Raw genomic sequence first — 24,284 nt, 5'->3', positions numbered from 1 at the left:
ATTCCAAAATGATTAATATATATTCGTTTTACTTATAAGAAAACCATACCGTGTCCGCACTGCCACTCACTTTTAGAGGACACGACCATGATGGGTCGACTGACGCACGCCCTGCAGGCCACGCCCCACAACCCCCTGCCCCGCCTGCGCCATCGCGAGTTCCGGCTGGGGCTCGCAATGGTGCTGGCTGTCGCGGCGATCAGCCTGCTGCTGGCGCGCAACGACTGGATCGCCTCCCATGGACTGAGCCCCCTCACCCTGGCCGTTGTCCTGGGCATTGTTCTGGGCAACACCATTTTCCCTCGAATTGCCCGTGAAACCGCAGCCGGTGTGGATTTCTCGAAGAACAGCCTGCTGCGGCTCGGCATCATTCTCTACGGCTTCCGGATTACCTTTCAGGCGATCGGAGCCGTCGGCTGGAGCGGTGTCGTCGCCGACATAGCAACCTTGACACTGACCTTCGCTCTCGCGCTGGCATTGGGTCGCAAAGTGCTGGGGCTGGATCGCGAGACCGCCGTGCTGATCGGCGCAGGCAGCTCCATTTGTGGCGCAGCGGCCATCATGGCGACCGAACCCGTGGTCCGGGCACCATCGCATAAAGTCTCCGTGGCCGTGGCGACCGTTGTGGTGTTCGGCACACTGGCGATGTTCCTGTACCCGGCAATGTACCCGTGGCTTGGGCTTTCCGAACACGCCTACGGCGTCTACGTCGGATCGACGGTACACGAAGTGGCCCAGGTCGTTGCCGCCGGCAGCGCCATCGGCCCGGCTGCGGGCAACACCGCCGTTATCGAGAAAATGCTGCGGGTCATGATGCTGGCGCCCTTCCTGCTTTTCCTGGGCCAGTGGTTCCGACGTCGACATAACGATGGCCAGCAGACAAAGGCGGGCCTGGGCATTCCCTGGTTTGCGGTGATCTTCCTGGGCGTCAGTGCACTGAATTCAGTGCAGGTCGTGCCGGAGGCCGTCGTGAAGGAGCTGATCGGTCTCGACACCCTGCTGCTGACGATGGCCATGACAGCTCTTGGGCTGCGCACCCACATCGGCGCGATTCGACAGGCCGGGGCACGGCCGATGGTGCTGGGGTTCCTGCTGTTCGGATTCCTGGTGGCAGGGGGTTACGCCATCAACTGGGGCGTTCTCCAACTGATGGCGTAACCCGGTGCGAGCAGCGTCAGAGGCCGGCCGCCACCTCCGTCCCCTGCCGAATGGCCCGTTTCGCATCCAGCTCTTCCGCCAGGTCGGCACCGCCGATCAGGTGGGAACGGATGCCGGCGGCGGAGAGCTGATCGTGCAGCTCGCGGAACGACTCCTGACCGGCGCAGATCACCACGTGGTCCACGTCCAGCACGCGGCTTTCGGAAGTCTTGCCGTCCTTGCCGGTTACGGTGATGTGCAGGCCCGCGTCGTCAATGCGGTCGTAGCGGCAGCCTCCCAGCAGCTCCACGTCCCGGTGCTTGAGGCTGTTGCGGTGGACCCAGCCAGAGGTCTTGCCCAGGCCGCCGCCGACCTTGCTGGTCTTGCGCTGCATCAGGTAGATCTTGCGCGGCGAGGACGTGGGCTGACGCTCGGCCAGTCCACCTTCGCCTTCAAACGTCGGGTTCACACCCCACTCTTTCTGCCAGTCCGCCACGCTGACCTGCTCGCCCTCCGGCTGGTGGCCGGCGTCGTGCGTCAGGAATTCGCTGACGTCGAAGCCGATGCCGCCGGCGCCGATCACCGCCACGGTCTTGCCGACCGGCTTGTTGTGGCGCAACACGTCCAGGTAACCCAGCACTTTCGGGTGATCAATGCCTTCAATACGCGGCGTGCGCGGTTTGACGCCGGTGGCGATCACCACCTCGTCGAATCCGGCCGCTCCCAGCACATCCGCGTCCACCCGGGTATTGAGTTCGAGGTCAATACCCAACAATTCGATCTGACGGCGGTAGTAGCGCAGGGTTTCGTAGAACTCTTCCTTGCCGGGAATGCGCTTGGCGTAGTTGAACTGCCCCCCGATGTCGGCGTCGGCTTCGAACAGGGTGACCTTGTGGCCGCGTCGGGCCGCGGTGGTTGCCGCCGCCAGACCGGCGGGCCCGGCGCCGACCACCGCCACCTTCTTCTGCACCGGCGCCACGGTCAGGGTCAGCTCGGTTTCGTGACAGGCGCGCGGGTTGACCAGGCAGGACGCCCGCTGCGCCTTGAAGACGTGGTCCAGACAGGCCTGGTTGCAGGCAATGCAGGTGTTGATCTCATCGGCTCGCCCCTGTTCGGCCTTACGCACGAATTCGCTATCCGCCAGCATGGGCCGGGCCATGGACACCATGTCGGCCTTGCCGCCAGCGAGAATCTCTTCCGCCTTGTCGGGCGTGTTGATGCGGTTGGTGGTGCACACCGGAATGTCCACTTCACCGTAGAACTTGGCGGTGACGTCGGCAAAACCACCGCGCGGAACGGAGGTGACGATGGTCGGCACCCGCGCCTCGTGCCAGCCGATGCCGGTGTTGATGATGGTAGCGCCGGCCTGTTCGATGGCCTTGCCGAGGGTCACGATCTGATCCCAGGTCTGGCCACCCTCCACCAGGTCCAGCATCGACAGGCGATAGATGATGATGAACTCGGGTCCCACCGCTTCACGCATGCGGCGCACGATCTCCACCGGCAGGCGCATGCGGTTCTCATAGGGCCCGCCCCATTTGTCGGTGCGCTTGTTGGTGCGTTCGCACAGGAACTGGTTAATGAAGTAGCCTTCCGACCCCATCACCTCGACACCATCGTAACCGGCAAACTGGGCCAGCCTGGCGGCGCTGACGAAGTCGTCGATCTGGCGATCCACACCCTTGGTAGATAGCGCACGGGCCTTGAACGGACTGATCGGCGCCTTGGTCGCGGAGGCCGATACGATCAACGGCTGGTAGCCATAGCGCCCGGCGTGCAGTAGCTGCAGGCAGATCTTGCCGCCGGCCTCGTGCACGGCACCGGTGACCTGGCGATGCAGGAAGGCCGTGGCGCGGTTATTCATGGTGGACGACAGCGGCGCCAGTTGCCCCACCAGGTTCGGCGAGAAGCCCCCGGTGACCATCAGGCCAACGCCGCCTTCCGCCCGCTCGGCGAAGTAACGCGACAGCTTGTGGATGTTCCAGAAACGGTCTTCCAGGCCCGTGTGCATGGAGCCCATCAGCACGCGGTTCTTGAGTTCGGTGAAGCCCAGATCCAGGGGTTTGAGGAGGTTGGGATACGCGTCGGTCATGATCGGGTGCCTTCCAGTTTATCGTTATCGGCAAAGCGGTTCTCATCAGCAGCGGTCATGGTAGCATGCCCATCTACGACCAAAGGATAATAAAGACTCACAATTATGACGAAAAATCAGTCAGATCGGGTCCTTCTGGACATCGACAACGGCATCGCCACCGTTACCCTGAACCGGCCCGACAAATACAACGGGCTGGACATGCCCATGTTCGAGGCCATCGCCGCCACCGCCCGCAAGCTCAAGAAAGAGCGCCATGTGCGCGCCGTTATCCTCAACGGCAACGGCGAAGCCTTCTGCTCCGGCCTGGACGTCAAACGGGTCAGCAGCAATCCGGTCAACTTCCTCAAGCTGCTGATCAAGCCCGGGCGCAAGATCAGCAACCTGGCGCAGGACGTCGGCTATCTTTGGCGGGAAGTGCCGGCGCCGGTGATCGCCGCCACCCACGGTTACTGTTTTGGTGGCGGATTCCAGATCGCGCTGGGTGCGGATTTCCGCTTCACTACCGCGGATTGCGAGTTCTCGATCATGGAAACCAAGTGGGGCCTGATCCCGGACATGAGCCTGACGGTCACCCTGCCCGAGCTGATTCCGATCGACCTGGCCAAGGAACTGACCATGACCGCGCGCCGGTTCGACGGCAACGAGGCCAAGGCGATGGGGCTGGTGTCGCGGGTTTGCGACGACCCGGTGGCCGAGGCCCGGCAGTTCGCCGAAACCCTCTGCCAGCAGTCGCCGGACGCGGTGGCCGCGTCCAAGCTGCTGTTCAACCGCGCCTGGCAGGCCGGTGATCGCGAGAGCCTGGCCTGGGAAACCCGCCTGCAGAAAAAAGTGCTGGGCCGCGCCAACCAGCGCGTCGCTGTGGCCCGGAATTCCGGCAAGCCGGAACAGTCGTATGGGGATCGGCGGGATTTCTGACCGCCGTTTGCGGGGTCGATGACGGCGCCCGGGAGACCCCGGGCACCGTCAATACCTTGGCTTAGTGACGTTTCTCGACCGCTTGCTCGAATTCGTCCCGGTCGATCTGACCGTCCTTGTTCATATCGTGCTTGTCGATGAGATTCATATGGCGCTCGGCTTCCGAGTCGCCAGCAGCGGTCGCGCCATAGATACTGAGTTCATCCGAGGAGATGACACCATCCCCGTCCGTATCCATTTCGTCAAAATGGGGGCCTTTCATGGACATATCCTCGCCGTGCTCCCCCATCATCCCTTCTTCCTGATCCATCGCTTCGTCCGCCAGGGCCGAAGAGGCCGGAATGGCCAGGGCCACAATGGCGATCCATGGGAACATCCTGATCTTCATAACGAACCTCCTGAACGGAACCGGCTTGCCCGGCTCCCGGTGCTCATCAAGACCAAAACGTCGCGTTGCATTTGATCCGTAGAATATCGCGCCGACCGCCCGGTGGCCGCCCGCGCCCCTGTTTACACGTTCGATGACATAGCAGGACTGCCCATCAAGCAAACGTGACTGCCTCTGTTATTGAAGATGAAGGCGGCCAAAACAGCCAGTGAAAAATGGTCGTTCCGCGGGCGCAGGAAGGGTTGCGCCAGCGGCAGAAAAATAATCGCATCCTATCGATCCACCGTAACGGTTTGTCTTGACGTGGGACATTGGGCACGTATCATCGCCTTTCGAGTTCAATTCAGAACCGGTGGATCACGGACGGATCACCGTTCGTCAATGGAGTCATCATGCCTGCCAGTCGACATGTTGTGACGCTTCACAGCCCCGGTCCCGACGCGCTTGTTCCCCTGCGCCCCGGGCGTCTCCCCTATTTCCCCGATCCTCCCAGCGCTCGCTGATCCCAATCCAGTCGTGCCTGATCTGTGCAGGCGACAGGTCTGAGGGCTAAACTCAGGCTGCCCCTGTTTTCAACGCACACGCTTTCGAATCAAGAAGAATGAGGTTTCGATGACCCTCGCGCTGGTCGTTCTATTGCCTTTTTTGGGCGCTGCGGTAACACCGCTGTTTGCCCAGGCGGGTCGTACCGCTATCGCTATTGCCGCCTCGGTGCCGGCTGTGATCGCTCTTGCCGCCCTTTATCCGCATTGGCCAACTCTGGAGGCCGGCGGCATTCTGGTCCAGACCCACGAGTGGCTGCCGTCCATCGGCCTGTCCCTGAGCTTTCGCCTGGACGGCCTGTCGATGCTGTTTGCCCTGCTGATCCTGGCCATCGGTCTGCTGATCATCCTGTACTCCCGCTATTACCTGAAAAAACACGAGAATGTGGGCAAGTTCTACGGGCTGCTGCTGACCTTCATGGGCTCGATGCTGGGCATCGTCATGTCCAGCAACCTGATCCTGATGCTGATCTTCTGGGAGCTGACCAGCCTGGTGTCGTTCCTGCTGATTGGCTTCTGGAACCATAAACAGGATGCACGTCGTGGCGCGCGCATGGCGCTGGCGGTCACCGGTGGCGGCGGCCTGGCCCTGCTGGCCGGCGTCCTGCTGCTGGGCAATGTGGTGGGCAGCTACCAGATCGACGATGTGCTCGCCGCCGGGCATATCATCAAGAACCACGAGCTCTACCCCTGGATCCTGACGCTGGTGCTGCTGGGTGCCTTTACCAAATCGGCCCAGTTCCCGTTCCACTTCTGGTTGCCGCACGCCATGCAGGCGCCCACCCCGGTGTCCGCGTACCTGCACTCCGCCACCATGGTGAAGGCCGGCATATTCCTTCTGGCGCGGCTGTATCCAGCCCTGGCGGGCACCGAGCTGTGGTTCTACATGGTCAGTTTCACCGGCATGGTGACCCTGCTGGTGGGTGCCTACGTGGCCCTGTTCAAGCACGACCTGAAAGGGCTGCTGGCCCACTCCACCGTCAGCCACCTGGGCCTGATCACCCTGCTGTTCGGCATGGGCACCAAACTGGCCGCCGTGGCGGCGGTGTTCCACATCATTAACCACGCCACGTTCAAGGCGTCGCTGTTTATGGCAGCCGGCATCATCGATCACGAAACCGGCACCCGCGACATGCGCCAGATCAATGGTCTGTGGCGCTTCATGCCGCATACCGCCACGCTGGCCATGGTGGCCGCCGCGTCCATGGCGGGGGTACCGCTGCTCAACGGCTTCCTGAGCAAGGAGATGTTCTTTGCCGAGTCGCTGGAGCTGAACCTGCCCGGCATCTGGGCCTACCTGCCGCCGTTGGTCGCCACTCTGGCGGGCATTTTCGCGGTGGCCTATTCGGCCCGCTTCATCCACGACGTCTTCTTTAACGGCAAGCCGCGCGACCTGCCCATCTTTCCGCCCCATGAGCCACCGCGCTACATGAAAATCCCGGTGGAGATCCTGGTGTTTGCCTGCGTGATGGTGGGCATGTTCCCGGCGATCTCGGTGGGGCCTCTGCTGCACGCCGCGGCCTCCGCCACCCTCGCCGGCGCGGTGCCCGACTATCACCTGACGGTCATCCACGGCTTCAACCTGCCGCTGATCATGAGTTTCGTTGCCTTCTTTGGCGGGCTGCTCATGTATTCCCAGCGCCACAAACTGTTCGCCTTCCACGACCGCTTCAAGGAAGTGGACGAGAAAGCGGTGTTCGAGGCCGTGGTGTCCTGGGTGACCGAACGCGCCCACAACCTGACCGCCCGCATCGAGAACGGCTCGCTGCAGCGCTATGTCGTCCTGCTGCTGGGCAGCGCGGTGCTGGTGGCGCTGTGGCCAGTGGCCAGGCTGGGCTGGTTCATCGGCCCGGCCGGCGTCAGCCCGCTGGACGCGCCTACGGCAGTGGGGGCCGGCATCCTGGTCGTGGCGGCCATCGGCACCGCGGCCATGCACCGGGAACGCGTCTACGCACTGATCCTGCTGAGCGTGGTGGGTCTGATGGTGGCGCTGGGCTTCGCCCGCTTCTCGGCACCTGACCTGGCCATGACCCAGTTGTCGGTCGAAGTGGTAACCATCATCCTGTTGATGCTGGCGCTCTACTACCTGCCGTCCTGGACGCCTCAGGAAGCCGGCCGATTCCGCCGCTGGCGCGACATCGTCATTGCCCTGGTTGCCGGTGGCGGCATGTTCCTGGTGACCCTGGCCATGCTGACGCGGCCGTTCGATTCGATTTCCAGTTACTTCCTGGAGAACAGCGTCTCCGGCGGCGGCGGCACCAATGTGGTCAACGTGATCCTGGTGGACTTCCGGGGCTTCGATACCCTGGGTGAAATCGCGGTGCTGGGCATCGCCGCACTCGGCATCTTCGCCATGCTGCGCGAAGCCAACCTGGCGGCACCGCCCACCGACGGCCAGGGGCATCCCTGGTCGACGGATGCGCACCCGACCATGCTCAAGCAGATTTCCCGGCCACTGCTGCCGTTGGCGCTGATGGTGTCGGTTTATATCTTCCTGCGCGGGCACAACCTGCCTGGTGGCGGCTTCGTCGCCGGGCTGGTGACGTCAGTGGCGCTGATCCTGCAGTACATCGCCAGCGGCATGCGCTGGAGCCATATGCGCATGCCGTTCAGCCTGCGCACGCCCATCGGCCTGGGACTGCTGATCGCCACGGTGACCGGCCTGGCCAGTTTCGCCTTCGGCTATCCGTTCCTGACCTCCACCTTCAGCCACATTCACTGGCCGTTCGTCGGCGACTTTGAACTGGCCTCCGCCCTGGCGTTCGACATCGGCGTCTACCTGACGGTGATCGGCGCTACCCTGACCATCCTGGCCAGTTTGGGCCGGCTTTCCATGAAATCAGACGCGATGCCGGAGGATTCCTGATGGAGATTGTATTTGCCCTGGTGATCGGCGCCCTGACCGCAGCCGGCGTGTACCTGGTGCTGCGCGCACGCACCTTCCCGGTTGTCGTGGGCCTGACCATGCTGTCCTACGGGGTCAACCTGTTCCTGTTCTCCACCGGCCGCCTCGTGACCGGCGGCCAGCCGATCATCGACAGCACGGAGCAGTACTCCGACCCCCTACCCCAGGCGCTGGTATTGACCGCGATCGTCATCGGCTTCGCCATGACCGCTTTTGTGGTGGTGCTGGCTCTGCGCAGCCGGGCGGATACCGGTGACGACCACGTCGATGGCAAGATCGAGGAATTCTGGCCCGAGTCCGGCGCCGAGAAACGTGCCGAGACCGCACCAGAGGAGAAGTCATGAATCACCTGTTGACCGCCCCCATTCTGTTGCCGCTGTTGGGAGGCATCCTCCAGATCTTCATGAGCTTCGCGCCCCTGGGTCTGCGCCGGACGCTGGCACTGGCCACCACGACGCTGCTGCTGGTGGTGGCTTTCAGCCTGCTGCTGATGGCCGATGACGGCACCTACCGCGCCTACGCCTTCGGCAACTGGGCGCCGCCCTTCGGCATCGTGCTGGTGCTGGACCGTCTGTCGGCGATGATGGTGTTCATGACTGCGCTGCTGGCCTTCTTCTGCCACATCTACTCGACCCGCGGCACCGATGCGGTGGGCCGGCATTTCCACGCCCTGTTCCTGTTCCAGCTGCTGGGCCTGAACATCGCCTTCCTGACCGGCGACCTGTTCAACCTGTTCGTCGCCTTCGAGGTGCTGCTGATCGCCTCCTACGGCCTGCTGATGCACGGCGGTGGTACCGCCCGCACGGTGCCCGGCCTGCACTACGTGGTGCTGAACCTGATTGGCTCATCCCTGTTCCTGATCGCCGTGGGCCTGCTCTACAGCGTGGTAGGCACCCTCAACATGGCGGACCTGGCGGTTAAGGTGCCGCAGGTCAGCGGCAACGACCTGCTGCTGGTGCGGGCCGCGGGTATGCTCCTGCTGGTGGTATTCGCCCTCAAGGCGGCGCTGCTGCCGCTGTGCTTCTGGCTGCCGCGGGCCTACGCCAGCGCCACGGCGCCGGTGGCGGCCCTGTTTGCCGTAATGACCAAGGTGGGCATCTACGCCATCCTGCGGGTCTACCTGCTGGTGTTCGGCGACGACGCCGGCCCGCTGGCGCACCTGGGCATGGACTGGCTGTTCCCGCTGGCGCTGGTGACCCTGGCCGCCGGCGTGGTCGGCGCGCTGGGTTCGGACGGGCTGCGCAAACTGGTCGCCTGGCAGGTGATCATTTCCGTGGGCACGCTGCTGGCCGCGATCAGTCTCAATACCGTGGCCAGTACGTCGGCGGCACTGTTCTACCTGCTCAATACCACCTGGGTGGTGGGTGGTCTGTTCCTGGTCGTTGACCTGGTGGCCCGCCAGCGGGGCTCGGCCCAGGACCGCATCGTAACCGCGCCGCGCATGCGCAGCCGTACGCTGCTGAGCGTACTGTTCCTGATTGGCGCCACGGCCGCGGCCGGTCTGCCACCGCTGAGCGGTTTCTTTGCCAAGGTGCTGATCCTGGAATCGGTGCAACCAGGTATCGAACTGGGCTGGCTCTGGGGCGTGATCCTGGTGGGCGGTTTCCTGACCGTGGTGGCCTACAGCCGCGCCGGCAGCATCGTGTTCTGGCGTAACGTGGAGGGCCATGTTCGCGATCCCGGCCAATTGACCCTTCCGGTGACCGTCTCCGCCGGTGCCCTGATCGCCATGAGCCTGGTGATCGTGGCCTTTGCCGGCCCGATCAGCCGCTACACCGATGCCACCGCACAGCAGTTGCATACGCCGTCGGCTTACATCGAGATTCTGGAGACACCGATGGTCAACGGGGGAGACACACTATGAACGGTCGTTTCGGACTGCCGCACCCGCTGTTGAGCGTCACCCTGTTCCTGGTCTGGCAGGCGCTGAGCAACGGCATCTCTGGCGCCAGCATCGTCATGGGCGTGCTGCTGGCCTGGTTGTTGCCGCTGTTCACGCGCAACTTCTGGCCCGACAACCCGTCCATCCGACGCCCTTTCCGGTTCCTGACCTACATCCTGCGGGTCCTTTGGGACATCGTGGTGGCCAGCGTCAACGTGGCCTACATCGTCCTCAACCCGGTGCGCAAACCGCGCCCGGCGTTCGTTTCCTACCCGCTGGAACTGAAGCACCCGCTGGCCATTTCCACACTGGCGGGCACCATCTCCCTGACACCGGGCACGGTCAGTGCCGACGTCAGTGACGACGAATCGCTGCTGCTGATTCACGTACTGGACATGGAAGACGAAGCGGCGCTGGTGGAAGAGATCAAGAAACGTTACGAGCGTCCGCTGCTGGAGATTTTCAAATGATTGCCATCGCGCTCAAAGTCACTCTGGGCATGGTCACCCTGGCGACGGTGCTCAACCTGATCCGCCTGATCAAGGGGCCGGCTGCGCCCGACCGTATCCTGGCGCTGGACAGCCTGTACATCAACGCCATCGCCCTGATTGTGCTGTTCAGCATGGTCATCCACTCGCGCCTGTACATTCCGGCCGCGCTGCTGATCGCGGTCATGGGCTTTATCGGCACCGTGGCCCTGGCCAAATACCTCAAGCGCGGCAGCGTTATCGAATAGCGGAGGCCCCATGCCCGTTGCACTGGAAATACTGATTGTCGTTTTACTGATCCTCGGCGGCCTGTTTGCCCTGGCCGGCTCCATCGGCCTGCTGACCCTGCCGGACTTCTACACCCGGCTGCACGCCCCCACCAAGGCCACCACCCTGGGGGTGGGCGGTATCGTGTTCAGCTCGATGCTGTTCTTCACGATCTCTGACCGCAGCGTGGACGTGGAAGAAATCCTGATCATGGTGTTCCTGTTCCTGACCGCACCCATCAGCGCCAATATGCTGGCCAAGGCAGCCATGCATCTGGATGTGAAGCGGATGGACGACACCCGGGGCAACCCCTGGGATCAGTAACGCCGCCCGATCAGGCCGCGGAGGCCTGGAACAGCGCGCCCCAGATCATCGCCAGCAGGAACAGCAGCAGCGCGCCAAACACGCCGATCAGTAAATAGAGACGCCAGGGCCGGCCGGGATTGTCCGGCTCCAGGCGCTGCTCGATGTGCTTGCGCAGCAGCGCGGCGTTGCGGTTATTGGCTTTCCAGGTCACGTCGAATATATCCCCGACGATGGGGATCAGGCCCACCACAAACTCCAGCAACACGTTGCCGGCCATTTTGAACACCTGACGGGAGCCTGCCCCCAACCGTACCGACTCGACCATCAGGTAGAGCGACAGCAACAGCCCGGCGGCGTCGCCGATCCCCGGCAGCAGACCGATCAACGGGTCCAGCCCGAAGCGGATGCGTGTGAACGGAATCCGGAACTGGCTATCCAATAGCCGAGCCGAGCCTTCCAGCCGCGCCAGGGCCTTCTCCAGCCGCTCGCGTTCGGCCGCGTCGGGCATGGCTCTGTGGGTGTTGTCTGGGTCCATTATTTTTCATCCATGCCGGATCGTTTTCCCGTATAGTAGGCGATCCAGATTTCAGGAGACATCTTTATGCTGAACGTGAACGAATACTTCGATGGCAACGCAAAATCCATTGCCTTCCAGACGGCAGACCTGCCGGCCACCGTGGGCGTCATCAGCCCGGGTGAGTATGAGTTCGGCACCACCAAGAAAGAAACCATGACCATCATCAGTGGTGCGCTGGAGGTTCTTCTGCCGGGTATGGACAAGTGGATGACCTACGGCGCCGGCGAAACCTTCGAAGTGGCCGGACAGGCCAGTTTCAAAGCCAAGGCCGACGTGGACACCGCCTACCTCTGCACCTACGAGTAAGGGCATCCGGCGGGCGATGCCATCAGCGCGTCGCCCCGTATTGCCCGCTCCATTTCCCCGCTTTTTCTCCCCGCAAAATCATACTTTCTCATCCTTGCCTTTTCAGAATTCTGTGGCAGATTAGTTGTACAACCAAAACAAAACTCATTTCCAAAATCTGACGAGGTTGTTTCACAATGGCCGATACAAAAATAATTCCGCCAGTCAGCAACGCGTATACCTATCCCCTGCTGATCAAGCGGTTGCTGCTTTCAGGCCCACGCTACGCACCCGACCAGAAGATTGTCTACGCCGACCGCAGTGAGTACACCTACCGCGAACTTGAGAAGCGCATCCACCGGCTGGCCAACGCCCTGACCGAAGCCGGCGTGAAGCCCGGTGACACGGTGGCGGTAATGGACTGGGACACGCCGCGCTACCTGGAGTGCTTCTTCGCGATTCCAATGATCGGGGCCATCCTGCATACCGTGAACATCCGCCTGTCGCCGGAGCAGGTCGTGTACACCATGAACCACGCCGAAGACGACCTGGTGCTGGTGCACGACGACTTCCTGCCGCTGGTCGAACAGGTGGAAAGCCAGCTGGAGACGGTCAAGGGCTACATCCAGCTCAGTGACGAGGCGCAGGCCAAAGCCACCTCGCTGAACAATGTCCATGGCGAATACGAGGCGCTGCTGGCCGACGCCGCCGATCACTTCGACTTCCCGGACTTCGACGAAAACTCGATCGCCACCACCTTCTACACCACCGGCACCACCGGTAACCCCAAAGGCGTCTACTTCAGCCACCGCCAGCTGGTGCTGCATACCCTGACTCAGACCGGCACCCTGGGCTTCAACGACCAGATGCCGCTGCTGCGTTCCAACAGCGTCTACATGCCGGTCACCCCGATGTTCCATGTCCACGCCTGGGGCGTGCCCTACGCGGCCACCATGATGGGCATCAAGCAGGTCTATCCGGGGCGCTATGAGCCGGAGCTGCTGGTGGACCTGCTGAAGAAACACCAGGTCACTTTCTCCCACTGCGTGCCCACCATCATGCAGATGATGCTGGCCACCGAGTCGATCAAGACCGCGGACCTGAGCAACTGGCACGTGCTGATCGGCGGCAGCGCCCTGACCGAAGGCCTGTGCAACGCCGGCGCCAGACTGGGTATCCGCATGTACACCGGCTACGGCATGTCAGAGACGTGCCCGCTGCTGAGCACCACCTTCCTGAAAGAAGCAGACCTCGAACTGCCGCTGGAACAGCAGACCGCCAAGCGGATCAAGACCGGCGTCGCCAACCCCATGGTGGACCTGCAGATCGTCGATCCGGACGGCAACCTGTTGCCCCACGACGGCGAGACCAAAGGCGAAGTGGTGGCCCGTACCCCCTGGCTCACCCAGGGCTACCTGAAAGAGCCGGAGAAAGGCGAAGCCCTGTGGGAAGGCGGCTGGCTGCACACGGGCGACGTGGGCACCATCGATCCGGACGGCACGCTGATCATCCGCGACCGCATCAAGGACGTGATCAAGACCGGCGGCGAGTGGCTGTCCTCGCTGGATCTGGAGAACCTGATCAGTCAGCATCCCGCCGTCGCCGCCACCGCCGTGGTCGGGGTCCCCGATGACAAGTGGGGCGAACGTCCGCACGCGCTGGTGGTGCTGGCACCCGGCCAGGACGCCTCGCTGGAGGACATCCAGGCGCACCTGCAACAGTACGTGGACGCCGGCGAGATCAATAAATGGGCTATTCCCCAGATGATCGATTTCGTCGAGGACATTCCCAAGACCAGCGTGGGCAAGATCAACAAGAAGCTCATCCGCGACGAACTGGCCTGATCATCACCAACACCGGCGCAGCGCCCGCTGCGCCGGTAACCACCTGCTTTCCTTGCCTTTCCGTAACCCTCCAGCGCTTTAAATCGTGCCGCCAAGCCCCTATATATAGTGGTGTCTATGCATCCAGAGGCCTGACGAGGCCCAAGCGGCATCCGCCGGCTTCCCAGCGTCGTCACGCCCGACTCCCTGCCAACAAGGACATGCCGGAGCCACCATGAATACCATTATCAAACGCTTTCTCATCGTCTCGAGTCTTTACCTGCTGGCCCCGTCGGCCGGCGCCCTGGACCTCGGCAGCAAACTGGAGTCCGGCAGCATGCTGTTGCCGGAAGAGTCGGTCGAAGTGACCGGCGAAGCCAGCGCCCTGGTCAGCGACCTGCAGGAACAGCTGGGAGTCACCCAGACCCAGGCCGCCGGCGGTGCCGGAGCACTGATGCAGCTGGCCCAGAGCCAACTGGGCGGGACTTCGTTCAGCCAGGTCAGCGATGAGGTTTCCGGGCTGGGCAGTCTGCTGGGCAGTTCCGGAGACGGATCGAGCAACCTGCTGAGTTCGGCCCTGTCCAACGTTTCGTCCATGGACGGCGTTGAGAAAGCCTTCGGAGCCCTGGGCCTGCAACCATCTGCAATCGAGCAGTTCGCGCCGGTCATCCTGGATTTCCTGCAGGAACAAGGCCTGGGCAGCGATCTGCTGGGCAACCTGACCAGCCTGTGGATGCCTGCGGAGTAAACGGAGCCTGACGTGATCAATACCTTCCGGCGGCTGCTGGCGTCGGCCGGTGGCCTGCAGCGAGCGCTGAACGTATTCGGCCCCTACGTCGGGGCCGGCATCCGCGTGGAGCACATCGCACCGGATTTCAGCGAAGCCACGGTGTCCATGAAACTGCACTGGTTCAACACCAACTACGTGGGTACCCACTTCGGCGGCTCGCTCTACAGCATGACCGATCCCATGTACATGCTGCTCCTGATGAACCGGCTGGGGCCGGATTACATCGTCTGGGACAAGAGTGCCCACATCGACTTTCTCAAACCCGGCAAGGGGCGCATGACCGCCCGCTTCCAACTGTCCGACGACCGGGTGGAGGACATCCGCCAGCAGGCGGCGGATGGCAGCAAGGTGCTGCCGGAATGGGCGGTGGATGTGCTGGACGACAGCGGTGATACCGTCGCCCGCGTGCACAAGACGTTGTACGTGCGACGTAAGCGGACCAGCTAGATGGCCCGCGCGTCGTCGGGTCAGATCCGCTGGTCGAGGACCCGCTGCATGATCTGACGGCGGGTTTTCAGGCCCGCTTCGGCGGCATGCTCATGGGCTCGCTGACGGGCCTCGTCCTGTCCCGAGCCGGACACCACCGCGGTGAAATAGCGGGTCACGGCTTTTTCATAGGCCTGGAAAGCCCCGTCACAGGCGGCCTGGGCCGCATCCGCGATATCCGATGGCGGCGCCGATTCCACCCCAACGTACGGATCGGCCGAAGCCACCATGCAATCCTGATACGCGCCGAAGCGGTTCTGCAGTTCGCCCTGCAGGGTCTGGCGCTGTTTGTCCGTCAGGTCCGGCTGCATCATGGCACAACCGCTCATCGCAAGGCCGACGGCCGCCAGGCCGATCAGCCGGGGACTGTTCACCCGCAGGCTATGCAAAGTCATAGTCACCTCCCTTCTCCAGCGCACGGCGATAGGCCGGACGCGACTGATAGCGCCGCACATAATCCCGGATCGCCGGACGGTCGTCACCCACGATACCGCGCGCCACGGACGCCTCCAACGGGAAACTCATCTGGATATCGGCGGCGCTGAGCCTGTCCCCCAGGAACCACTCGTTGTTCTTCAGGTGGGATTCGACGAAGTCCAGGTGGTTCCTGATCTGCGGGCCGATAAAGATCTGGTTGGTCTTATCGGCAATGCCTTTGGCCACGGGGCGCACGAAGAAAGGCATGGGATTGGTCTTGACCTTCTCGAACACCAGTTTCAGCAGCAGCGGCGGCATCAACGAGCCTTCGGCATAGTGCAACCAGTAGGTGTAGTCGATCCACCGCTGGGTACCGGCTTCGGGTAGCAGGTCACGCCCGTACTGGTGGGCCAGGTAGTCGATGATGGCGCCGGATTCGGCCACCGTCAGCTCACCGTCGGTCACCACCGGCGACTTACCCAGCGGATGCACCGCCTTGAGACTGGCCGGCGCCAGCATGGTTTTTGGGTCACGCTGATAGTGCTTGATCTCGTACTCCAGACCAAGCTCTTCCAGCATCCAGAGAACACGTTGCGAGCGCGAGTTGTTGAGGTGATGAACAGTTAGCATCCAGGTCTCCCTGACAGTTATTGGTCCGCGGGTGGTGGCCATTATCGCGACGACATACACCCAGACATCTTTGGCGTCCGTTTATTCGCACAGCAACGCCGCCCGGATCACCCGCCCCTCGCCTGTCGACTCCTGGCCAGGATCACCAGGCCAATGCCACCCAGGATAACCAGGGAAGCAATGACCAGCCGCGGCGTCACGGGCTCGGCCATAAGCGCCACCCCGAAGGCGGCCGCAATCACCGGCACCGAAAGCTGGACACTGGCCGCCAGCGTCGCCGACAGGGCCGGTAACGCGGCGTACCAGATGGCGTAGCCCACCGCCGAGGCCAGAGCGCCGGACAGCACCGCGAGCACGGCGCCATGAAGGTCGACCGACCAGGCCGGCATCGCCACCATCAGGGCCACCAACGCCATGGGCGAGGCGCGCAGGAAATTATCCGCCGTGACCAACAGGGGCTGGCTCACGCCGCGCCCCCGCAGTGAGTACACGCCCCACGCGACACCCGCGATCGCCATCAACACGGCGGCAAACAGCGGCGGTGCCGTAGCGCCCGGCGACAGCAGGTAAACCAGGCCGCCCACCGCCAGCAGCGTTCCCAACCATTGTACGAGGGACGGCCGCTCCCCCTGAATCAGTCCCCAACCGATCATCGACAGCTGCACGCAGCCGAACAGGATCAGCGCGCCCACGCCCGTGTCCAACGACAGGTAGGCGAAGGAAAAACAGATGGCGTACAGGAACAGCATGGCGGCGGACCACCAGCTACCGTGCACCGAGCCATCACGCTTCGCCACACGCAGGCGCACCAGGATCACCAGCATCAGCGTGCCCGAAAGCAGGCGGATAAAGGTGAAGGACGCGGCGTCGATGGTGCCCGCCCCCAGCGCCAGGCGACAGAATACGGAATTGGCGGCGAACGCGAGCATGGCCAGGGTGGTCAGGACAGTAATGCGCAAGGGGCTGCTGGTTACGGCCATACGATCTCCTGTCTTGGTTATGGGTCCGGTTGGGCTGCGCCCGGTCCGGGAGCGGCCTGTCGCTCGACGGCGTCAGGCCGCGGTAAAAGCAAAATCCAGATCCGGCTGGCGACCCGCAACAATGTCCGCCAGAGCCGCCGCGGAGCCACAGGCATGGGTCCAGCCCAGGGTCCCGTGCCCGGTGTTGAGGAACAGGTTACGCAAGCGACTGCGGCCGATGTAAGGCAGATTGGACGGCGTGGTCGGGCGCAGACCGGTCCAGAACCGGGCCTGGTCCCAGTGACCGGCTTCCGGCATCAGGTCCGAGACCCGACTCACGATCGCCTGGCAGCGACGCAGGTCCAGGTCACGGCCGTAGCCGTTCAATTCTGCCGTGCCGGCGATGCGCAACCGGTCTCCCAGACGGGAATAGACCAGCTTGTACTGATCGTCGGTCAGACTCACCTTATAGGCCCGCTCCGGCGAACGCACCGGCACGGTAATGGAGTAGCCCTTGGCCGGGTAGATGCTCAGCTTCAGACCCAGCTGGCGCGCCAGGAGTGGGCTGAAACTACCCAGACTGAGGACATAACTGTCAGCCCGAAGGGTGTGATGAACACCGTTCTCGATCACACGCACACCGGCGACGTCATCGCGACGCTGCTCGAATCCGACGATCTCGGTGTCATACAGGAACCGGACACCCGCATCCGCTGCCTTTTGCGCCAGCGCCTGGGTGAATTTGCGGGCGTCGCCGGACTCATCGTCAGCGGTATAGGTGGCACCCACAAGACGGTCCCGCGCGCCGGCCAGCGCCGGTTCCAGCGCGACCGCCCGGTCGGCGTCGATGACCTCGCGTGCGCAGCCGAACGCCCGCATCTGACTCGCCGGCAACTGGGCCCGCTCGAACTCGGCCGGGTCGGTGTAGAAGTGCAGGATGCCACGAGTGACCTGGTCGTAATCCAGCGCCAGGTCCTCACGCAGCGACTGCAACCGCTCACGGCTGTAGGTGCCGAGGGTCACCAACTGGTGCAGGTTGTAGCGCGCCCGACGCGATGTGCACTCACGCAGGAAACGCGCGCCCCAGCCCCACTGGGCCGGATCAAGGCGCGGCCGGAAGCGCAGGGGTGCGTCCGGCTTGCCCAGCCACGCCATCAGCTTCAACGGCGCTGACGGGTTGGCCCAGGGCGTCGCGTGGGAGACGGAGATCTGACCTCCGTTGGCGAAACTGGTTTCCAGGGCCGCCCGGGACTGTCGTTCGACCACGGTCACCTCGTGGCCGGCCTGGCGGAGGTACCAGGCACTGGTGGTCCCGACAACACCGGCTCCGAGAACCAGAATCTGCATGCAGTGATCTCTCCTGAGGTTTTAGGCAAACAAGTTAAGAGCGCAACGTTCGTCGAATAAACCAAACGTGCGGGAATGATGACGCGTCCAACCGGGTTATAAGGCGCCACGTCTGTCTGGCAGGTGATTGTAATACAACAGCGCGAAATACCGGAGCGGCCCGGCTCAACTGGCCCGCTTGCCACGATGCTCCCGGTACATACGGCGCACCCAGTCGATGGACGGGCGTTCCTGGAAGGCGTCGATAAAGTCCGTCAGCGCCGGTGGCAGGTCGTCCGGGAACTGGAACGGCGCCTCGGGCGGACGGGCCAGCGGCCCCAACAGCGAGGCGGCGGTCAGATCGGCAACGGAGAACCGGTCGCCGGTGAGATAGGCGTTGTCCGCCACGCGGGCGTCGAGCCGGTCCAGCGCCGCTTCCAGTCGTTCCAGGCTGCGGGCGTAGCCGCGCTCGTTGATTCCCATGCCTTCTTTCATGGCGCGGACGACGACCGGCTGGCTGGCCCGGAACGTCATTCGTCCCACCGTGTTCTGGCCCTCCGTGAGTATCTCGAACATCACGTGGGAGTGGTCGATGACGTGGAAATAGGCGGTACGCCGCAGGTGCGGACCGATCTCTCGGTCAGCGAAAGCCGCCCATTCCAGGGCCTCTTCGCGCTGCGCATCGTCTTCAGGAAACAGCACCGGCGCCGACGGGAAACGCTCGTCCAGGGTCTGGATGATCACCGACGACTCGTTGATGTAGCGGCCATCCAGCTTGAGCACAGGCACCTTGTTCTGGCGGGTTCGACGGAACACCGCCGGCATGTGGAACAACGGCAACAGGTTTCGGGTCTCGTAGGCGATGTGCTTGTAGTCCAGCGCCCAGCGCACCTTCTCGCAGTAATGGGAAACCGGAAACTGGTAGAGCACGGGTTTCGTCATGAGCGGCTTTCCTGTTGTTATCCGTTGTTATCGATCGTTCTCAGTGCACCTGTCCGGCCCCACTCCGGCCAGTGGATCAACCACCCGCCTTCTTGACCGTCCAGCCTTTTTCCTGGAGCAGCGGAACCAGCAGATCCCGGTGATCCCCCTGGATTTCCACCACGCCGTCTTTCACCGTACCACCGGTTCCGCACTTGGCCTTGAGCGTCTTGGCGTAGGCCTTGAGATCGGCGCCCGCCAGGGGAATGCCGGTAATCAGGGTTACGCCCTTGCCTTTGCGGCCCTTGGTTTCCCGGCTGACACGCACAATGCCGTCACCGGCCGGCGCCACCGGTTCGCCGCAGCGACAGGACTCCATCGGCTCGCGGCAAACGGGACACATCCTGCCCTGGTCCGTCGAGAAGACCAGACCACCTGAGGATCGTTTCTTCAAAGCTTTTTCTCCCTTTGCGTGACTCTCCGGCCCTTGCAGGCCGCGCTCAGGATCCGATAAACCAGAACAGGAATGCAAGGAAGAAGCCGCGGCGATAGCGCGGATCGGCCAGCCGTGACAGGCGTGGCTCGTCGCCATCCTCACGATGCGCCAGCCCGGGCGCGATGGATTCATCCACCACGTCCGAGCGGTCCTCGGCGAGAATCGCCCGCGCCCGGAACTCGTCTTCGGCGCGCACCTGCAGCCGCACTCCGCCCATGGCGTCGGAATAGAGCCACTGCATGCCAATGGTGTGTTCATCGGCCACCGTGGCGTCCACGCCTTCCGAATCCAGCCGGGCCCGAGCCACGTGGGCTTCGAACGGTAACGAATAGCGCGCGACGGTCACCCAGCTCATAGGCGGCCCGTCAGCTCGGCGGGTACCGGTCAAACATGGCGGCGACCACCTCGTCGATCAGCTCGACGCGGTCTTCCGGCGACTGACGTTCGTCCAGGTAACGCCGGCTGACGCCGCGCCAGACAACGCGCTCCGAGGCCCGGTCAACGAACTCAACCACCAGTTTGCCCTGCTTGACCTGGCGCACGTCGGTGGGTGTGGACACGCCCCAGCCAAAGTTGCCACGGCCGAAACCCAGACCGTAGCTGAATCCGGAACTCTCCAGCTTCTCGGCTTCCTCAACGCGATAGGTAACCAGCAGATCCGCGTTGTCCGCAGGCCCGCGTGTCATGGTCTTCTGCCCCATCTCCCGCTCGACCGCGTTTTCCACCCGGGCACCGTCCAGGCTCAGGAAATCGTCTTTCCCGTTGTCCGGTGCGAAGGCCCATGTCTGGTAGCTGTTGAACTGGGCACCGGCATCATAGTCGGTCGCCACAATGCTGGCGCAGCCCGTCAGCAGCGCCAGGCACAGAACCAAAACCAGATTACGCATCAATGGAATCCTCCGTTTTATTCGCCAGAAAATCGTTCCCGTTCCGGGATATACGTCCCTCACTCTGGTTCGGAGGCATTCTGGTCGGATGCCGGCAGGATGATGCCTTCGGCACGGCAGAACGCGTTGAATGCAGACCGATGTTCCAGGGGAACCTCGACCCGCATCGTTACTCCTTCACCATAGTTCACGTCCGCCACCTGCGCCTCATGCTGCTCGCACCAGTGTCGAACGGGCTGCTCCAGCGCAAAGTCCAGCTGCGCCTCGATCCGCTCAGTCGGGCGCTGAACCCGGCGCGGCACATCCGACAGCACCGCTTCCGTGGCGCCGGCGTAGGCGCGGACCAGCCCACCCGCGCCCAGTTTGATACCGCCGAAGTAACGGATCACCACCACCATGATATCGCCCATATCCTTGTGCTGAATGACATTAAGGATAGGTTTGCCGGCGGTGCCGGAGGGCTCCCCGTCGTCGTTCATGGCCGCCTGGCTGGCCGCTTCGGGACGACCGATCTGGTACGCCCAGCAGTGATGGCGGGCATCGGGATAATCGCGGCGCGCCTGTTCCAGGAAAGCCATGGCCTCCTCCCGCGACGACACCGGCGCCACCCGGCCGATGAACCGGCTCTTCTTGATCTCGATTTCCCGCTCGATGGATTCTGCGGGAATGGGATAATCTTTTGACATGTCACCTACGGCAGTAGTTCGATGGGCTGGAGCCGGTAATAAATGGCCCCGGCGAGCACCGATAGAGTAACAGGCAAGACAGGGAACCAACATGCGGGACGAAGACCACGATGCCCCGGGCGCGGCCGCGCCGCCGGGAACGACCAAGGCCGGCTGCGGCATTCGCTATGAGCCAGACGCGCCCAGCGCCGGTATCGACTTCAGTGGTGCCGAGGCGCTGCGGCCGACTCCCGACGACGGGGACACCCCGGACGCGGGCAACTAATCCCCTCAGGTGAACGGCGGCCAGTCAAGGCGCACCACCAGGCCGCCCTGCTCCCCGTTAAAGGCCGTAATCCGGCCGTCGTGGGCCTGAACGATATCACGGGTGATGGCCAGCCCAAGCCCCCAGCCCTGGCCGCCACGCGCCTTGTCGGAACGGAAGAAGGGCTCGAACAGGTTGGGCAGGTCCTCCGGCGTGACGCCAGGCCCCTCGTCGGCAATTTCGCAGCGCAGCCAGCGATCGGCAAAGTGCAGCCGGACGGTGACCGTATGCGCCGGTGGCGTCACGTCGATGGCGTTCTGCAGGACATTATCCAGGGCCCGGCCAATCAACCCCTGATCACCCAGAATCGTGGCCTGACGAACGTCGTCGGCAATGTCCAGATGGCAATCGACCCGACGTTGCTCGGCGTAATCGGCGGCGTCCTGCAAGACATCGTTGATGACTTTCACGAGGCTGACCGGCTCCTGCGCCATGGACTGCCCCTGTGCGCTCAGCCGGTGCAGGGTGAGGATCTGCTCGGTCATGGCCTCCAGGCGCTCGTTCTGGCGCAACACCGAATCCATGATGTCCGGGTCGGCGATGCTGTCCCGCGCCAGTTCGATGGCCACCCGCTGCCGTGCCAGAGGCGTGCGCAGGTCGTGGGAGATGTCGCGCAGTAGCTGCTGCTGGCGTTCCAGCAGGGTGCACAGGCGATCGGTCATGGCATTGAACGCCCGTGCCAGGGCGCCAATCTCATCCCGGCGGCGGGCGACCTTTTGGGCCACACGCAACGAGGTATCGCCACTGGCGATGTCCCGGGCCGTGGATTCAACGTTACGCAGCGGGCGACTGATGTGCCGGGCGATCCACCAGCACGCCAGGGTGATCAGCAGGAACGTCAGTCCCAGCTCGAAGGAACGGAAGAAACGCGGATCCAGCCAGCCGTCGCCGCCGGCCTGGGGCCAGACCACCATCCGGTAGCCACCCGGTGCGTCGATCACCGCCGGCTGGCCGGGCAGACCACCGGGCAGATCCAGCCGGTGGCGGGAGCGGCGCTGATCCCGGAACAGGTCTTCGGTTTCCACCAGGAACAACCGCATGCGCAGGCGTTCGCCGGACTCCCTCAGCAGCCTGCGGGCATCACGCCGCTCGCCGGCAGCCTCCAGCTCCGCCGCCTGCCGTGCCAGTTGGGCCAGATCCTCACGCTGTTCCAGTTGCTTGCGCTCACGGTGCCCCAGCTCCTGCACCGCCATATTGCTCAGCACCACCGCCAGCGCCATGGCGAACCAGATCAGCAGGAAGATGCGCAGGGACAGGGGCCATTGGAAATTCAGCTTCATTCCAGCCCCCGGTAGCTGTAACCGAGACCGCGGACGGTCTCGATGCGTGAACCGTCGCCCTGGTCGAGCTTGCGGCGCAGGTTGCTGACGTGCATGTCCAGGGTACGATCGTGCGGGGTCAGGCGGCGACCGAGCGCCCACTGCATCAGGTCGGTCTTGCGCACGACCGAGCCCGCGCGGCTGATCAGCACCTGCAGGATCTCGTACTCGGTGCCGGTCACCTCCACCGGTTCACCATTCTGGAACACCCGCCGCTGGTCCGGATCAATGCGCAGGTCGCCCACTTCCAGGGTACGTTGGGGCTGGTTTTCATGGTCCCAGGCGACCCGTCGCAGCGCCGCCTGGATGCGCGCCACGAGTTCCCGGGGATTGCAGGGTTTGGGGATATAGTCATCGGCGCCCACTTCGAAACCGACGATGCGGTCGGTCTCCTCCCCGCGCGCGGTCAGCAGGATCACCGGCAGGCGGGTACGCATCCGCAACTGGCGCAGCACATCCAGGCCGTTGATGTCCGGCAGCATGATATCCAGCACCACCAGGTCGGCCATCTGCTCCTGCGCCAGGGTCAGGCCATCCTGGCCGGTTCCCGCTTCGCGAACCACAAAGCCCTGGCCGCTGAGGTAGCGACTGAGCAGCGTGCGCAATTCCTGATCGTCTTCGATGAGCAGAATCCGGTCCTGCATGCACTCCATCCTTCCGGTCTTGTGTCTACAGTCGTTGTGTACTGGCGATTCAACGACCTGCAGTCTATCACGCGGGCAAAATTCCGCTTTCCACCTTTACCCAACCTTTACGTTGGCCTGACAGAACCTGACACAGGAAAGCGTATCGTGGTCAGTGTCACCGGCAGCAACGCATTGTCTGCCGTCACCAACAGGGAGTATGCCCATGAAAGCGATGAAATCATCCCGACTGATGATCCCGGCCATGCTGGCCGCGGCGATGGTTGCCAGCCCGCTGGCCTTTTCCGGCGAACACCGCGGTCACGACGACCGCCCGCCGATGCACCACGATGGCAAGGGTCCGCGTGGCGGCCTGCAGCAGCGTCTCGATTTCCTCAGCGACAAGCTGGACCTGAGCGCCGAACAGCGCGATCAGCTGCGCGACCTGTTCGACGAAGCCCACGTGGCCCGCATGGAACAGTTCAAGGCCATGCGCAACGGCGAGAAACCCGACCTGATGAGCGGCGACCCCGACAGCAGCGACTACAAGGACGCCGTCGCCGAAGCAGCTGACAAGGCGGCCGAGTTCGCTCGCCAGCGCATTGAATCCCGCGCCGAGCAATATCGCGCCATCTACAACATCCTCAACGACGATCAGCGGGAAATCTGGGCGGAACTGCAGGCGGAGCGCAAGAAGCACTCGCCGCGTGATGCCGGTCCGCGCCGCGGTGGTCCCGGCCAGGGCCCGGATTGCGGTCCGGGACCGCGTCCACCGGAGCCACCTCAAGACGACGCGTGATCGATCGGCCGGGAATAGCGTATGGTTAGGT

Annotated in this window: 28 protein-coding genes; 14 read left to right on the top strand and 14 right to left on the bottom strand. The window is 63.4% G+C overall.

Translation table 11 applies throughout. From position 1 onward, the window contains the following. Positions 1-87: 87 nt before the first annotated feature. A complete protein-coding gene (locus tag DKK67_RS06315; RefSeq protein WP_228160523.1) occupies positions 88-1,158 on the top strand; it encodes a YeiH family protein in 1,071 nt (356 codons plus the stop codon). A gap of 16 nt (positions 1,159-1,174) precedes the next feature. On the opposite strand, the gene DKK67_RS06310 is transcribed toward DKK67_RS06315, so the two are convergent. After that, the gene (locus DKK67_RS06310; protein WP_111495460.1) at positions 1,175-3,229 is read right to left on the bottom strand and encodes an NADPH-dependent 2,4-dienoyl-CoA reductase; all 2,055 of its coding nucleotides are present in this window, start codon (positions 3,227-3,229) and stop codon (positions 1,175-1,177) included. A 105-nt stretch (positions 3,230-3,334) separates the two neighbouring features. Between DKK67_RS06310 and DKK67_RS06305 the strand changes: the two genes are divergently transcribed. Continuing rightward, positions 3,335-4,147: a crotonase/enoyl-CoA hydratase family protein gene (locus DKK67_RS06305; protein WP_111495458.1), complete on the top strand. Its 813-nt coding sequence runs from the start codon at positions 3,335-3,337 to the stop codon at positions 4,145-4,147. A gap of 61 nt (positions 4,148-4,208) precedes the next feature. On the opposite strand, the gene DKK67_RS06300 is transcribed toward DKK67_RS06305, so the two are convergent. After that, positions 4,209-4,697 (bottom strand): EF-hand domain-containing protein, encoded by a 489-nt coding sequence (locus DKK67_RS06300; protein ID WP_162628765.1) that lies wholly within the window; start codon positions 4,695-4,697, stop codon positions 4,209-4,211. Between the two features lie 450 nt (positions 4,698-5,147). Here DKK67_RS06300 and DKK67_RS06295 point away from each other — a divergent pair, with 450 nt between their 5' ends. Genes DKK67_RS06295 through DKK67_RS06270 form a run of 6 tightly spaced genes read left to right on the top strand, consistent with a single transcriptional unit; the run spans position 5,148 to position 10,943 of the window. Then, positions 5,148-7,943: a monovalent cation/H+ antiporter subunit A gene (locus DKK67_RS06295; protein WP_111495454.1), complete on the top strand. Its 2,796-nt coding sequence runs from the start codon at positions 5,148-5,150 to the stop codon at positions 7,941-7,943. After that, positions 7,943-8,326 carry a Na+/H+ antiporter subunit C gene (locus DKK67_RS06290; protein WP_111495452.1) on the top strand — a complete coding sequence of 128 codons (384 nt, stop codon included), beginning with the start codon at positions 7,943-7,945 and terminating at the stop codon, positions 8,324-8,326. The genes DKK67_RS06295 and DKK67_RS06290 overlap by 1 nt, the downstream gene beginning before the upstream one ends. Continuing rightward, the gene (locus DKK67_RS06285) at positions 8,323-9,846 is read left to right on the top strand and encodes a monovalent cation/H+ antiporter subunit D (RefSeq protein ID WP_111495450.1); all 1,524 of its coding nucleotides are present in this window, start codon (positions 8,323-8,325) and stop codon (positions 9,844-9,846) included. The genes DKK67_RS06290 and DKK67_RS06285 overlap by 4 nt, the downstream gene beginning before the upstream one ends. Then, complete coding sequence (locus DKK67_RS06280; protein WP_111495448.1) at positions 9,843-10,334, top strand: Na+/H+ antiporter subunit E; 492 nt, start codon at positions 9,843-9,845, stop codon at positions 10,332-10,334. Before DKK67_RS06285 ends, DKK67_RS06280 begins: the two co-directional genes overlap by 4 nt. Beyond that, positions 10,331-10,600, top strand: a complete 270-nt coding sequence (locus DKK67_RS06275) for a K+/H+ antiporter subunit F (RefSeq protein ID WP_111495446.1) — start codon at positions 10,331-10,333, stop codon at positions 10,598-10,600. The genes DKK67_RS06280 and DKK67_RS06275 overlap by 4 nt, the downstream gene beginning before the upstream one ends. Positions 10,601-10,610: 10 nt before the next feature. After that, complete coding sequence (locus DKK67_RS06270; RefSeq protein ID WP_111495444.1) at positions 10,611-10,943, top strand: Na+/H+ antiporter subunit G; 333 nt, start codon at positions 10,611-10,613, stop codon at positions 10,941-10,943. Positions 10,944-10,953: 10 nt separating this feature from the next. Here the strand turns inward: DKK67_RS06270 and DKK67_RS06265 are convergent, their stop codons facing one another. Beyond that, the gene (locus tag DKK67_RS06265) at positions 10,954-11,460 is read right to left on the bottom strand and encodes a DUF4112 domain-containing protein (RefSeq protein ID WP_228160522.1); all 507 of its coding nucleotides are present in this window, start codon (positions 11,458-11,460) and stop codon (positions 10,954-10,956) included. 66 nt (positions 11,461-11,526) lie between these two features. Between DKK67_RS06265 and ppnP the strand changes: the two genes are divergently transcribed. The 4 genes from ppnP to DKK67_RS06245 all read left to right on the top strand — a co-directional run bounded on the left by ppnP (position 11,527) and on the right by DKK67_RS06245 (position 14,847). Continuing rightward, complete coding sequence (ppnP, locus tag DKK67_RS06260) at positions 11,527-11,808, top strand: pyrimidine/purine nucleoside phosphorylase (protein WP_111495442.1); 282 nt, start codon at positions 11,527-11,529, stop codon at positions 11,806-11,808. A 176-nt stretch (positions 11,809-11,984) separates the two neighbouring features. Beyond that, positions 11,985-13,631: a fatty acid--CoA ligase gene (locus tag DKK67_RS06255; RefSeq protein WP_111495440.1), complete on the top strand. Its 1,647-nt coding sequence runs from the start codon at positions 11,985-11,987 to the stop codon at positions 13,629-13,631. Positions 13,632-13,845: 214 nt separating this feature from the next. Continuing rightward, positions 13,846-14,358 carry a DUF2780 domain-containing protein gene (locus DKK67_RS06250; RefSeq protein ID WP_111495438.1) on the top strand — a complete coding sequence of 171 codons (513 nt, stop codon included), beginning with the start codon at positions 13,846-13,848 and terminating at the stop codon, positions 14,356-14,358. Positions 14,359-14,373: 15 nt separating this feature from the next. After that, positions 14,374-14,847 carry a DUF4442 domain-containing protein gene (locus DKK67_RS06245; RefSeq protein ID WP_407657829.1) on the top strand — a complete coding sequence of 158 codons (474 nt, stop codon included), beginning with the start codon at positions 14,374-14,376 and terminating at the stop codon, positions 14,845-14,847. A 20-nt stretch (positions 14,848-14,867) separates the two neighbouring features. Here DKK67_RS06245 and DKK67_RS06240 read toward each other — a convergent pair whose 3' ends face one another. The 9 genes from DKK67_RS06240 to DKK67_RS06200 all read right to left on the bottom strand — a co-directional run bounded on the left by DKK67_RS06240 (position 14,868) and on the right by DKK67_RS06200 (position 21,208). Continuing rightward, positions 14,868-15,281 carry a hypothetical protein gene (locus DKK67_RS06240; protein WP_111495434.1) on the bottom strand — a complete coding sequence of 138 codons (414 nt, stop codon included), beginning with the start codon at positions 15,279-15,281 and terminating at the stop codon, positions 14,868-14,870. Then, positions 15,268-15,933: a glutathione S-transferase gene (locus tag DKK67_RS06235; protein ID WP_111495432.1), complete on the bottom strand. Its 666-nt coding sequence runs from the start codon at positions 15,931-15,933 to the stop codon at positions 15,268-15,270. Before DKK67_RS06235 ends, DKK67_RS06240 begins: the two co-directional genes overlap by 14 nt. Before the next feature lie 107 nt (positions 15,934-16,040). Beyond that, positions 16,041-16,913 carry a DMT family transporter gene (locus DKK67_RS06230; RefSeq protein WP_111495430.1) on the bottom strand — a complete coding sequence of 291 codons (873 nt, stop codon included), beginning with the start codon at positions 16,911-16,913 and terminating at the stop codon, positions 16,041-16,043. A 72-nt stretch (positions 16,914-16,985) separates the two neighbouring features. Further along, complete coding sequence (locus DKK67_RS06225; RefSeq protein WP_111495428.1) at positions 16,986-18,239, bottom strand: D-amino acid dehydrogenase; 1,254 nt, start codon at positions 18,237-18,239, stop codon at positions 16,986-16,988. Positions 18,240-18,404: 165 nt separating this feature from the next. Further along, the gene (locus tag DKK67_RS06220; RefSeq protein WP_111495426.1) at positions 18,405-19,160 is read right to left on the bottom strand and encodes a glutathione S-transferase family protein; all 756 of its coding nucleotides are present in this window, start codon (positions 19,158-19,160) and stop codon (positions 18,405-18,407) included. 76 nt (positions 19,161-19,236) lie between these two features. Beyond that, entirely contained in the window at positions 19,237-19,593 is a 357-nt protein-coding gene (locus DKK67_RS06215) for a translation initiation factor Sui1 (RefSeq protein WP_111495424.1), read from the bottom strand. A 46-nt stretch (positions 19,594-19,639) separates the two neighbouring features. Further along, on the bottom strand, positions 19,640-19,990 hold the full coding sequence (locus DKK67_RS06210; protein ID WP_111495422.1) for a putative signal transducing protein: 351 nt from the start codon (positions 19,988-19,990) through the stop codon (positions 19,640-19,642). Between the two features lie 10 nt (positions 19,991-20,000). Beyond that, on the bottom strand, positions 20,001-20,522 hold the full coding sequence (locus DKK67_RS06205; protein ID WP_111495420.1) for a DUF4136 domain-containing protein: 522 nt from the start codon (positions 20,520-20,522) through the stop codon (positions 20,001-20,003). A 59-nt stretch (positions 20,523-20,581) separates the two neighbouring features. After that, complete coding sequence (locus tag DKK67_RS06200; RefSeq protein WP_111495418.1) at positions 20,582-21,208, bottom strand: YigZ family protein; 627 nt, start codon at positions 21,206-21,208, stop codon at positions 20,582-20,584. A gap of 91 nt (positions 21,209-21,299) precedes the next feature. Here DKK67_RS06200 and DKK67_RS21715 point away from each other — a divergent pair, with 91 nt between their 5' ends. Then, complete coding sequence (locus DKK67_RS21715; protein WP_204355741.1) at positions 21,300-21,473, top strand: hypothetical protein; 174 nt, start codon at positions 21,300-21,302, stop codon at positions 21,471-21,473. A gap of 5 nt (positions 21,474-21,478) precedes the next feature. Here the strand turns inward: DKK67_RS21715 and DKK67_RS06195 are convergent, their stop codons facing one another. Both DKK67_RS06195 and DKK67_RS06190 read right to left on the bottom strand, forming a co-directional pair. Continuing rightward, on the bottom strand, positions 21,479-22,792 hold the full coding sequence (locus tag DKK67_RS06195; protein WP_111495416.1) for a sensor histidine kinase: 1,314 nt from the start codon (positions 22,790-22,792) through the stop codon (positions 21,479-21,481). Further along, on the bottom strand, positions 22,789-23,475 hold the full coding sequence (locus DKK67_RS06190; protein WP_111495414.1) for a response regulator transcription factor: 687 nt from the start codon (positions 23,473-23,475) through the stop codon (positions 22,789-22,791). The genes DKK67_RS06195 and DKK67_RS06190 overlap by 4 nt, the downstream gene beginning before the upstream one ends. Before the next feature lie 205 nt (positions 23,476-23,680). Here DKK67_RS06190 and DKK67_RS06185 point away from each other — a divergent pair, with 205 nt between their 5' ends. Next, entirely contained in the window at positions 23,681-24,253 is a 573-nt protein-coding gene (locus DKK67_RS06185) for a Spy/CpxP family protein refolding chaperone (RefSeq protein WP_162628764.1), read from the top strand. Positions 24,254-24,284 lie beyond the last annotated feature (31 nt).

Origin of the sequence: Marinobacter bohaiensis (assembly GCF_003258515.1) — a bacterium.
GTDB lineage: Bacteria > Pseudomonadota > Gammaproteobacteria > Pseudomonadales > Oleiphilaceae > Marinobacter_A > Marinobacter_A bohaiensis.
This window is presented reverse-complemented; position numbering and strand designations above follow the sequence as displayed.

What these genes read in the sequence shown, in the direction of transcription:
- DKK67_RS06285 (WP_111495450.1), top strand. Translation starts at nt 8,323, where the DNA reads ATGAATCACCTGTTGACCGCCCCCATTCTGTTGCCGCTGTTGGGAGGC.
- ppnP (WP_111495442.1), top strand. Translation starts at nt 11,527, where the DNA reads ATGCTGAACGTGAACGAATACTTCGATGGCAACGCAAAATCCATTGCC.
- DKK67_RS06295 (WP_111495454.1), top strand. Translation starts at nt 5,148, where the DNA reads ATGACCCTCGCGCTGGTCGTTCTATTGCCTTTTTTGGGCGCTGCGGTA.
- DKK67_RS21715 (WP_204355741.1), top strand. Translation starts at nt 21,300, where the DNA reads ATGCGGGACGAAGACCACGATGCCCCGGGCGCGGCCGCGCCGCCGGGA.
- DKK67_RS06255 (WP_111495440.1), top strand. Translation starts at nt 11,985, where the DNA reads ATGGCCGATACAAAAATAATTCCGCCAGTCAGCAACGCGTATACCTAT.
- DKK67_RS06230 (WP_111495430.1), bottom strand. Translation starts at nt 16,913, where the DNA reads ATGGCCGTAACCAGCAGCCCCTTGCGCATTACTGTCCTGACCACCCTG.
- DKK67_RS06240 (WP_111495434.1), bottom strand. Translation starts at nt 15,281, where the DNA reads ATGACTTTGCATAGCCTGCGGGTGAACAGTCCCCGGCTGATCGGCCTG.
- DKK67_RS06235 (WP_111495432.1), bottom strand. Translation starts at nt 15,933, where the DNA reads ATGCTAACTGTTCATCACCTCAACAACTCGCGCTCGCAACGTGTTCTC.
- DKK67_RS06200 (WP_111495418.1), bottom strand. Translation starts at nt 21,208, where the DNA reads ATGTCAAAAGATTATCCCATTCCCGCAGAATCCATCGAGCGGGAAATC.
- DKK67_RS06315 (WP_228160523.1), top strand. Translation starts at nt 88, where the DNA reads ATGATGGGTCGACTGACGCACGCCCTGCAGGCCACGCCCCACAACCCC.
- DKK67_RS06280 (WP_111495448.1), top strand. Translation starts at nt 9,843, where the DNA reads ATGAACGGTCGTTTCGGACTGCCGCACCCGCTGTTGAGCGTCACCCTG.
- DKK67_RS06205 (WP_111495420.1), bottom strand. Translation starts at nt 20,522, where the DNA reads ATGCGTAATCTGGTTTTGGTTCTGTGCCTGGCGCTGCTGACGGGCTGC.
- DKK67_RS06220 (WP_111495426.1), bottom strand. Translation starts at nt 19,160, where the DNA reads ATGACGAAACCCGTGCTCTACCAGTTTCCGGTTTCCCATTACTGCGAG.
- DKK67_RS06290 (WP_111495452.1), top strand. Translation starts at nt 7,943, where the DNA reads ATGGAGATTGTATTTGCCCTGGTGATCGGCGCCCTGACCGCAGCCGGC.
- DKK67_RS06270 (WP_111495444.1), top strand. Translation starts at nt 10,611, where the DNA reads ATGCCCGTTGCACTGGAAATACTGATTGTCGTTTTACTGATCCTCGGC.
- DKK67_RS06250 (WP_111495438.1), top strand. Translation starts at nt 13,846, where the DNA reads ATGAATACCATTATCAAACGCTTTCTCATCGTCTCGAGTCTTTACCTG.
- DKK67_RS06195 (WP_111495416.1), bottom strand. Translation starts at nt 22,792, where the DNA reads ATGAAGCTGAATTTCCAATGGCCCCTGTCCCTGCGCATCTTCCTGCTG.
- DKK67_RS06190 (WP_111495414.1), bottom strand. Translation starts at nt 23,475, where the DNA reads ATGCAGGACCGGATTCTGCTCATCGAAGACGATCAGGAATTGCGCACG.
- DKK67_RS06225 (WP_111495428.1), bottom strand. Translation starts at nt 18,239, where the DNA reads ATGCAGATTCTGGTTCTCGGAGCCGGTGTTGTCGGGACCACCAGTGCC.
- DKK67_RS06265 (WP_228160522.1), bottom strand. Translation starts at nt 11,460, where the DNA reads ATGGACCCAGACAACACCCACAGAGCCATGCCCGACGCGGCCGAACGC.
- DKK67_RS06310 (WP_111495460.1), bottom strand. Translation starts at nt 3,229, where the DNA reads ATGACCGACGCGTATCCCAACCTCCTCAAACCCCTGGATCTGGGCTTC.
- DKK67_RS06305 (WP_111495458.1), top strand. Translation starts at nt 3,335, where the DNA reads ATGACGAAAAATCAGTCAGATCGGGTCCTTCTGGACATCGACAACGGC.
- DKK67_RS06275 (WP_111495446.1), top strand. Translation starts at nt 10,331, where the DNA reads ATGATTGCCATCGCGCTCAAAGTCACTCTGGGCATGGTCACCCTGGCG.
- DKK67_RS06210 (WP_111495422.1), bottom strand. Translation starts at nt 19,990, where the DNA reads ATGAGCTGGGTGACCGTCGCGCGCTATTCGTTACCGTTCGAAGCCCAC.
- DKK67_RS06185 (WP_162628764.1), top strand. Translation starts at nt 23,681, where the DNA reads ATGAAAGCGATGAAATCATCCCGACTGATGATCCCGGCCATGCTGGCC.